The sequence below is a fragment of the Nostoc cf. edaphicum LEGE 07299 genome (genome assembly GCF_015207245.1).
Classification (GTDB): Bacteria; Cyanobacteriota; Cyanobacteriia; order Cyanobacteriales; family Nostocaceae; genus Nostoc; species Nostoc edaphicum_B.
The window spans coordinates 1-8,717 of sequence record NZ_JADEXF010000087.1 but is presented as its reverse complement, the minus strand read 5'-3'; the positions used below and the strand labels follow the sequence as shown (position 1 = coordinate 8,717).

5 protein-coding genes are annotated in these 8,717 nt (G+C 44.2%); 2 read left to right on the top strand and 3 right to left on the bottom strand.

The window, feature by feature from the left end; translation table 11 throughout:
- The 3 genes from IQ229_RS04265 to IQ229_RS04255 form a co-directional block, all read right to left on the bottom strand.
- Positions 1 to 710 (bottom strand): class I SAM-dependent methyltransferase (locus tag IQ229_RS04265; RefSeq protein ID WP_228013108.1); only part of this gene is annotated, 710 nt, incomplete at its 3' end.
- A gap of 357 nt (positions 711 to 1,067) precedes the next feature.
- The gene (locus tag IQ229_RS04260; RefSeq protein WP_194041574.1) at positions 1,068 to 5,786 is read right to left on the bottom strand and encodes a glutamate synthase-related protein; all 4,719 of its coding nucleotides are present in this window, start codon (positions 5,784 to 5,786) and stop codon (positions 1,068 to 1,070) included.
- A 582-nt stretch (positions 5,787 to 6,368) separates the two neighbouring features.
- On the bottom strand, positions 6,369 to 6,803 hold the full coding sequence (locus IQ229_RS04255; protein WP_069070666.1) for a hypothetical protein: 435 nt from the start codon (positions 6,801 to 6,803) through the stop codon (positions 6,369 to 6,371).
- Between the two features lie 360 nt (positions 6,804 to 7,163).
- Here IQ229_RS04255 and psbQ point away from each other — a divergent pair, with 360 nt between their 5' ends.
- Positions 7,164 to 7,631: a photosystem II protein PsbQ gene (psbQ, locus tag IQ229_RS04250; protein ID WP_194041572.1), complete on the top strand. Its 468-nt coding sequence runs from the start codon at positions 7,164 to 7,166 to the stop codon at positions 7,629 to 7,631.
- A gap of 108 nt (positions 7,632 to 7,739) precedes the next feature.
- Positions 7,740 to 8,717, top strand: a 978-nt coding sequence (locus IQ229_RS04245; RefSeq protein ID WP_194041570.1) for an NAD(P)/FAD-dependent oxidoreductase, incomplete at its 3' end; no start/stop codon positions are given.

The window sequence follows — 8,717 nt, the reverse complement described above, 5'->3', positions numbered from 1 at the left end:
GTTGCCATATATGTTCCAGCATACTTATTGGAATAGTCAGTAGTGCTATCGGGCACGAACCAGTCAGGAGTCGTCTTCTGCTGTCTAACCTGTTTGTCCAAGCCAATTTGCAGAGAAATATTCTCGTAAACAATTTTTGCCTTTACAGCTTTCAGCAGTTTTTCTAGCAAGTTTTGTAACCATTCTGCCCGAACATACAAATTATGAGATGGATGTTCACCATAAGCAAAAGGTATAATAAGCACCAAATATCCTTTGTCGCTTATTAGTTTGTCCAAGCAGAATTGAACTAGTTCTTGATCGTTGTTTTGCTCTAGTGTTTCCTTGTCAACATTATGAAATAATAAGCCAGCTAGTACGACGGCATCAAATTTTTGATTGTCAGAAGCTAATTCTGGCAGTGCTACCGATAAATCTTTAGCAGTAAACTTCTGTTTGGGGTATAGTTTTGAACAGTATTGAATCGCACCTTCACTGTGGTCTATGCCAAGGTAGTCACATCGCTCAGGTAGATATTTGTTCAAAGCCCCATTGCCACATCCCAAATCTAACAAAGAGAATGAACGTTGCTTAAAAGCCTGATCAAGATACCAAACTGATGGTGTGTATCGGGTAGCATTTTCAGGAGATTCAAAGTATGAATAATAATCATCTTGGAAACGTTCTTCTTCAGAAGTTTTGCGATCGGGAACTTGCTCTTCTATAAGCATTTTGATAGACAAGTCCTACTTGTGTGAAAACTTTTCTATGGCAGTTTATCAGTATTTAGATAATACCTTCTATACGCAATTAGGTAGATTTCAGTAGGGTGCTGATCTCGACTTTACTACTTGGACTGTTACAAGATTTGATTGCTCAGTCACTTTGGTGTTCTTAGTCTAAAGTCGATCTGTGAGTATTCCCCCTAAAAAGGGGGAATATTTTTTTCTCTCTACGCTCTTTTTAAGAGGTAAATTCAGGCGACTGCTTTGTGCATCTAAAGGGATGGGTTTTCGCAGAGTACCTGTTTGTGCAGCTTCTCCTGCGGGAGAATAGCTTCAGGGAGAGTATGAGAACGGTTACAGTTACTAATGACTGGTTACTAAACTGAACTCAGTTGTTTTGTTTTCAGGATTAGCTTCTGGACTATCAGCTTCAGAAGGCGGAACCAACTGCCAGAATTTCGGCAAAAATTCTTGCCAGTTTTGTAGAATTTTCTTCGCCTTTGGTGAACCAGTGCGTTCTGCATGAGTTTGGATTAACTCTTGCAGTTGCTTTGCACCTACTTCGGTAATCACCCGCTGGATTTTGACAATTTCTGGGTTGACTAACTCACGGAACGAGTCGTCTTCATCCAAGAAGTATGCCAGTCCTCCAGTCATTCCAGCTGCTACGTTACGTCCTACTTTACCGAGAACGACAATCACACCACCAGTCATGTATTCACAGCAGTGATCCCCAGCGCCTTCAATCACTGCGATGCCTTTAGAGTTTCTCACAGCAAAGCGCTCTCCTGCTTGCCCGTTGGCAAATAATATGCCGCCAGTAGCACCGTAGAGGCAGGTATTGCCAACTATCACGTTTTGTGATGGGTTGTAGGTAGCATCAGTTGGAGGTTTGATGATGATTTCACCACCATGCATCCCTTTACCTACATAGTCGTTTGCTTCTCCTTCTAGGCTCAAAATTATGCCTGGGAGGTTGAAAGCACCAAAGCTTTGCCCAACACTACCTGTAAAGTTGAGATTAATTTGTCCTTCAAAGCCACTGTCACCATATTGAGAAGCGATCGCACCCGCTAATCTTGTGCCCACTGTTCTGTCAGTATTGATAATTGGGTAAGTCTTGGTGACAGTAGACTGATCCCTAATAGCAGCCTGAATGTCAGGATCGGCAAGGAACTTGTCATCCAAAACCACTCCGTTGCTGTGAACTTCTTCATGCACCAACCAGCTGCGATTGTCTCTGCTATTTGGCAGCTGAAGTAAACAGTCGAGATTCAGCGATCGCGTTTTGGTGAGATTTACCTCTGGGCGCAGTTTTAACAAATCTGCACGTCCAACGATTTCTGACAAAGAACGGTAGCCAAGTCGGGCTAACAAACTACGCACTTCTTCGGCGATGAAGTAGAAGAAGTTGACAACTTGTTCTGGTATCCCCGTAAACCGCTGGCGGAGTTCTTCTTTCTGAGTAGCAACACCCACAGGACAGGTATTCATGTGGCAAACTCGCGCCATGATACAGCCTTCAGCAATCATGGCGATGGAGCCGAAACCAAATTCTTCGCCGCCCATTAATGCACCTATTACCACATCCCAACCACTCTTGAGTCCACCATCTACGCGTAAAATCACGCGATCGCGCAAGCCATTTTCCATCAAGACGCGATGCACTTCGCTTAAACCCAGTTCCCACGGTGAACCAGCATGTTTAATTGAACTGAGTGGCGATGCACCTGTACCACCATCATGTCCAGAAATCTGGATAATATCAGCGTTTGCCTTGGCTACACCAGCGGCGATCGTGCCAATACCAACTTCTGAAACTAGCTTCACCGATACCTTTGCTTTGGGGTTAATTTGGTGCAGATCAAAAATCAGTTGTGCTAGGTCTTCAATCGAATAAATATCGTGGTGCGGTGGTGGCGAGATCAGCGTCACACCTGGCTTGGAGCGCCTTAACATCGCAATGTATTGGCTCACCTTGGGCCCTGGCAGTTGTCCACCTTCCCCAGGCTTTGCACCTTGGGCAATTTTGATTTCAATTTGTTTGGCGTTGACTAGGTACTCTGGGGTGACACCAAAGCGTCCCGATGCAACTTGCTTAATGGCACTATAAGCTCGATCGCCATTCCGCAATCCTTTTAAATGAGGTAGGGTTGGCGAGTAACCAGACTCGTCTACATCATCTAGAACTGTGTAGCGGACTGGATCTTCGCCGCCTTCTCCAGAATTTGATTTACCGCCAATGCGGTTCATGGCGATCGCTAAAGTTTCGTGGGCTTCTCTTGACAAAGCGCCTAAAGACATACCGCCGGTGCAGAAGCGCTTGACTATTTCATATACCGATTCCACTTCTTCTAGAGGAACTGGGGTGCGTAGCTTGCCGCCGTAGGCATCGCCTTGGAAATCTAGTAAATCTCGCAAAGCTGTTACTGGTCTGCCTTGGAGGTGCTTTTTGTAAACTTCGTAGTGGTCATAGTTTTTACCATCTAGAGCCTTATGCAGCGCCTTAACCATTTCGGGGCTATTCATGTGGTACTCGCCGCCAGGACGGTACTGCACAAAACCCAAGTTTTCTAACTTCTTGGTCGTTAGTTCTGGGAAAGCTTTGACGTGGAAGGAAAGCACTTCATCAGCAAGTTCGGTAATGCTCAAACCACCGATGCGGGAAGTCGTCCCACGAAATCCCAGGTCGATTAAATCTCCACCGATGCCAATAGCTTCAAATATTTGGGCTGCTTGATAGCTGGAGAGCAGAGAAATTCCCATTTTGGAGAGAATTTTGAGCAAACCTGACTCTACTGCTTTGCGATAGTTTCCTAAAGCTTGTTCTAGGGTGAGGGTGGGGATTTTTTGCACACCCATTAACTTTTGAGTTTTGGGATCAGACCACCAATCACGCACCGTATCTAAAGCCATGTACGGGCAAACTGCGCCAGCACCATAGCCAATCAGACAAGCAAAGTGATGGGTACTCCAACATTGAGCAGTATTCACAATCAGGGATGTTTTCATTCGCAACCCCTCACGAATCAGATGGTGATGCACCGCACCCACTGCTAATAGGGGAGGAATGTAGGTATATTCTGTGTTGAGACTGTCATTGACCCGATCACGATCGCTTAATATTAAAATCTTTGCACCTGCCCGGACTGACTCAGCTGCTTGTGCTTGCAAAGATTGTACTGCGGCTTTCAATCCTTCTGGGCCGCTGGCGATCGCAAATAGAGTTGACAACTCAGCCGTGGCAAATCCTGACAGCTTAATTGCCTCTAATTCTGCATCCGTTAACACTGGCGATTCAAGTTTCAATCTCCGAGCATATTCTGGCTTAGGCTCTAATAAGTTACCCCTTTCACCTAATTCAACTTTCAGAGACATTACTAGCTTTTCCCGCAGGGGATCGATCGCCGGGTTCGTCACCTGAGCAAAGCGCTGTTTGAAATAGTCATAAAGCAGGTGGGGCTTTTGTGACAGCACCGCTAAAGGAATATCATCACCCATGCAGAAAGTTGGTTCAGAACCGGCGATCGCCATTGGATGAATCACCATTTCTACATCTTCTGTGGTGTAACCAAAGGCAGTTTGACGCTGAAGTAAGGTTTGCTTGTCAATAGTCAATTGTCCTGAGTCATTTGTCATTTGTCCTTTGCCATTGCCATTGCCATTTGCTAATGACGGATGACCAATGACCAATGACTTTAATTCTTGACGATGCTGTTGCAGCCATTCTCCATAAGGATGCTGCTTGGCGATGCGCCCCTTAATTTCCCAATTCTTCAGCACTTCATGATTTTCTAAATCCACGGCAATCATTTGCCCTGGTCCTAGTCTACCTTTCTCGACAATATCGGCTTCTGGAAAGTCCACCACACCAGCTTCGGAAGCCACAACAATGTAATTATCTTTGGTGATCGCGTAACGAGCTGGTCTTAAACCATTACGATCTAGAGTTGCACCAACTTTTTTGCCATCGCTGAATACTAAAAGTGCTGGCCCGTCCCAAGCTTCTTGCAAACCACTGTAATATTCGTAGAAATCAACAATTTCTGGAGATTCACGTAAAGAAGGCTGATTTTGGTAAGCCTCTGGAACCATAATCATTAAGGCTTCCAAGGGGCTGCGTCCAGAGCAAACCAGTAATTCCACTACGTTGTCTAGAGTGGCTGAGTCACTGTTATCAATATGAACTAATGGCTTGAGTTCCTGGATGCGATCGCCCCATACAGGATGATTCAGGCTAGCTTCTCGTGCCATCATCCAGTTGATGTTACCCAATAAGGTATTGATTTCGCCGTTGTGACCCAAAAGCCGCATCGGTTGGGCTAGGGGCCACTTGGGCATGGTATTGGTACTAAAGCGGCGGTGATAAACAGCAAAGGCGCTTTTGTAAGCTGGATTTTTTAAATCGTCATAAAAGCTGCCCAAGACAGCGGAACGCACCATGCCTTTGTAGACAATTGTGCGACTTGACAACGAACAAATATAAAATTCTTCTGAGATGTTAGTTGCAGCTTTACTAATTCGGCGGCGGGTAATGTACAATTGCCGTTCTAATTCATCGCCGCTTTTGTCAACAGAAGCTAACAAAACTTGTTCGATCTGGGGTTGATTTTCTCTTGCTTGTACCCCAAGTAAATCAGGTTTAACTGGTACAACTCGCCAACCAAGTAAAGTGAATTTTTCTTCAGCAGCCACTTGCTCAACTGCCGCCCTAGCTTTTTGTGCTGCTTCCTGGTCTTGTGGTAGAAAGATCATCCCAACAGCTATATTATTGATGGATGGAAATTCCTTTCCACTTTCGGCAAAGTCTTGTTGAAACAACTCCCAAGGGATAGCTGTCAATACTCCAGCACCATCACCAGAGTCGCGATCGGCGCTACAACCTCCGCGGTGTTCTAAGCAGGCTAAAGCAGCTAAGGCTTTTTTGACAATTTCGTGGCTGGTATGATTTTGGCGATGAGCAATAAAACCTACACCACAGGCATCTCGTTCCTCTACTAACCACTTTTGCCCCTGATAGGTATCTCTTGAGTTGATATCCGCTGTGATTTGTTGGCTTTGATTCATCGGTTTATTATTCATACCCTGTTCCTGAAGTATTGAGTTACCAATTTTGCCACTACATTGTGGGAAAAAATTTCTAAATTCAGCGATGGAAAAATATATAAGCACCGAAATTTAGGGAAAAAAAATTTTAACTTCGGTTTTACTTTGCTAGTTAACCGGTGTTAAAATGATTGCGTCTTTTTTATGTATTTATGCGGTGTTAGACAACTTACCTCCGCCAAGACATTATTTTTGCCCTGACAGTTTCTTTTTTATATTTTGAAGCTAAGTATTTTTTCAATTCCTTTTTCCAGATGCACGCTAGCTACTCATAGAGCCTATTTCGGCTCACCTGAAACAAAACTAAAACTGAACGCTGCACTATTTTTTAAAGCCAAAGCCCAGATAATTCGTAATTGATCGTGACAATCAAGAACTTACTCTAAGCAGTCGCGTTGCGTTTCTTAGAGAAGCTATGGTAAATGCTTTACGCTACGCTACCTTAATTCTTAGTTGCAATCAGTGAGGGGTTCTACCCTCCATTGTCTTGTTAGCCATTGAATTAAAAATGGAGTCTGAGCTGGCGTACCCTTTTAATTACGAATTACGAATTACGAATTAGTAATTATCACTTGGTTTATTAAAAACTTCTAAAATCTGTCGGCAAATTTGTTTGAGCTTATCCTCGATTTCATCAGAAGGCGAAGATGCGCCGACAACACTCCAGTTTTCTACCGTAGAAAGTCGCCACGCTTCACCGCGATGATCGAATCCAGCTACCTCCACGCCGATCGCACGCCGGGAATTGTTGATGGGATCTTGATAAAATCGGATTTGAATTAAAATACTGCGACTTCGCCAAGATTTGCTAATACCAGGAAAGTGAAAGCCAATATCTATAGAATCTGGATCGACTAACTCCCTGGTTTCCGGGTCATTCTTCCAGGGTTTGAGATCGGATTTGGCATCAGGAAACTCAAATTTGAACAAATTAACTACCGTGGCAATGTTGCTGGCGAGTTCAAGGTTCGTTGCCTGTTCAGCTGCGTTCACTAAAAAACACTCCTATATCGCGTCGGCATCTTCAAGGATGTGAAGACAGAAAAACCGCCAGAAGGCTTATATTATTGGTGTTTCAGCTTATCAAGAGCTTTGATATTTAGCAACTCTAAATCATCCTTCCCTAACAATCCTCGTTACTAAACAGATGCCAAAAATCGCTTCTTTTTGGGACTGGCTAACACCTATTAAGTAATTGTACTTAAAAATTCTTCAAAAGCAGACGGAACTCTGCTCTTTAGAGAAAATATCAAGATTTTCTGCAAAATCCTTGGCTGACAAGAACGATTAACTGCGCTAGCGATCTAAAATGACACTGTGAATCGGTAAACCAAAAGCAATTAAGTTCAATATATGGTGCGTCAACGCTCGATTTTTTCATTTTTCCTAGTACTATTGGCCACATTCCTGATTAGTTGTAGTGGCCCTGGTGTTGCGGTAGCACCTCCGACTTACACAGCAGTACAACTTGAAAAAATTCAGGCTTATGTTCCTGAAATTCAGGCTGTGCGCAATCGCTCACAAGAGTTGACAACCCTGATTAAAAGAGGTGATTGGATTAATGTGCGTAACTTTATACATGGGCCCATGACAGAAGCAAGGCTGAACCTGACTTATGTCACTTCCAACCTTCTACCCAATGACCAACCCAAAGCACGTCAAATAACACGAGATTTGTTTAATGATTTGGTTAAGCTTGATAAAGCTACCAGTGCTGGCAATCCTCTAGTTGCCTTGAATCAATCCCAAGCTGTTTTTGCAGAGATTGACAAATTCTTCGACTTGCTTCCTAATACCAGCAGTGAAGCAGAGGCAAGTTAAGCCCAAGGTAAGATGAGCAAAGGGGGATGAGGAGGATGAGGGAGAGTAAAAATTGCTCCCCCTGTTCTCTCATCTCCCACATCTCCCCATCTTTGCCTCAAAACAGCAATGAGTCATGTAGTTATTATCGGTTGTGGTGTAGTTGGAGCTGCGATCGCTTACGAACTGAGTCTAATAAAAGGGCTGAAAATTACAGTTTGCGATCGCCAACCACCAGCACAAGCTTCCACGGGCGCTGCACTTGGCGTTTTGATGGGCGCAATCAGCCAAAAAATTAAGGGTAAAGCTTGGCAGATGCGACAAACTAGCATCCAACGCTATGAAACCTTGATTCCTGAACTAGAAGCTTTAACAGGTCGCAAAATCCCTTTTAATCGTCAGGGAATTCTCATGCTTTTGTCTGATTCTTCCCTAGAGGGAATGTCAGCATGGGAAAAACTAGTAGAAATTCGCCACTCTCAAGGCTGGAATTTAGAAATTTGGGATACGACTAAACTCCAGAATATCTGTCCTCAAGTTGATTGCGAAAAAATTACTGGCGCTGTCTATTCTCCCCAAGACCGCCAACTCGATCCAACTGCCCTGACGTTAGCTTTAGTTGAAGTTGCCCAGCAAAATGGTGTAACTTTCAAATTTGGCGTGACTGTTTTGGATGCCCCAACCTCAACACCTGAATCTTCTCTACAATTTTGCGATCAACTTGAGACTACAGAAGGAAAAATAGCCGCGGATTGGTTTGTAATTGCAGCAGGGCTAGGTTCAACACCACTGACGGCAAAATTAAATCAGATAATTGATATCCGTCCTGTACTTGGGCAAGCCTTGCAAATGCGTATAAGGCATCCATTAGGCAATCCCGACTTCCAGCCAGCGATAACCGGTAACGATGTCCATATTGTTCCTGTGGGCGGTGGAGATTATTGGGTAGGCGCAACAGTGGAATTTCCCAGCAATGGCGATGAGATACCGCCAAATAAAGAACTGTTGGAATCTGTTAAAGAACAAGCGATCGCATTTTGTCCAGAATTAGCCACAGCAACTATTCTCCGTACTTGGTCGGGTTTACGTCCCCGCCCTGAAGGACGC

Excerpts from the sequence above, each read along its gene's own strand:
- IQ229_RS04260 (WP_194041574.1), bottom strand. The coding sequence starts at position 5,786 with ATGAATAATAAACCGATGAATCAAAGCCAACAAATCACAGCGGATATC.
- psbQ (WP_194041572.1), top strand. The coding sequence starts at position 7,164 with ATGGTGCGTCAACGCTCGATTTTTTCATTTTTCCTAGTACTATTGGCC.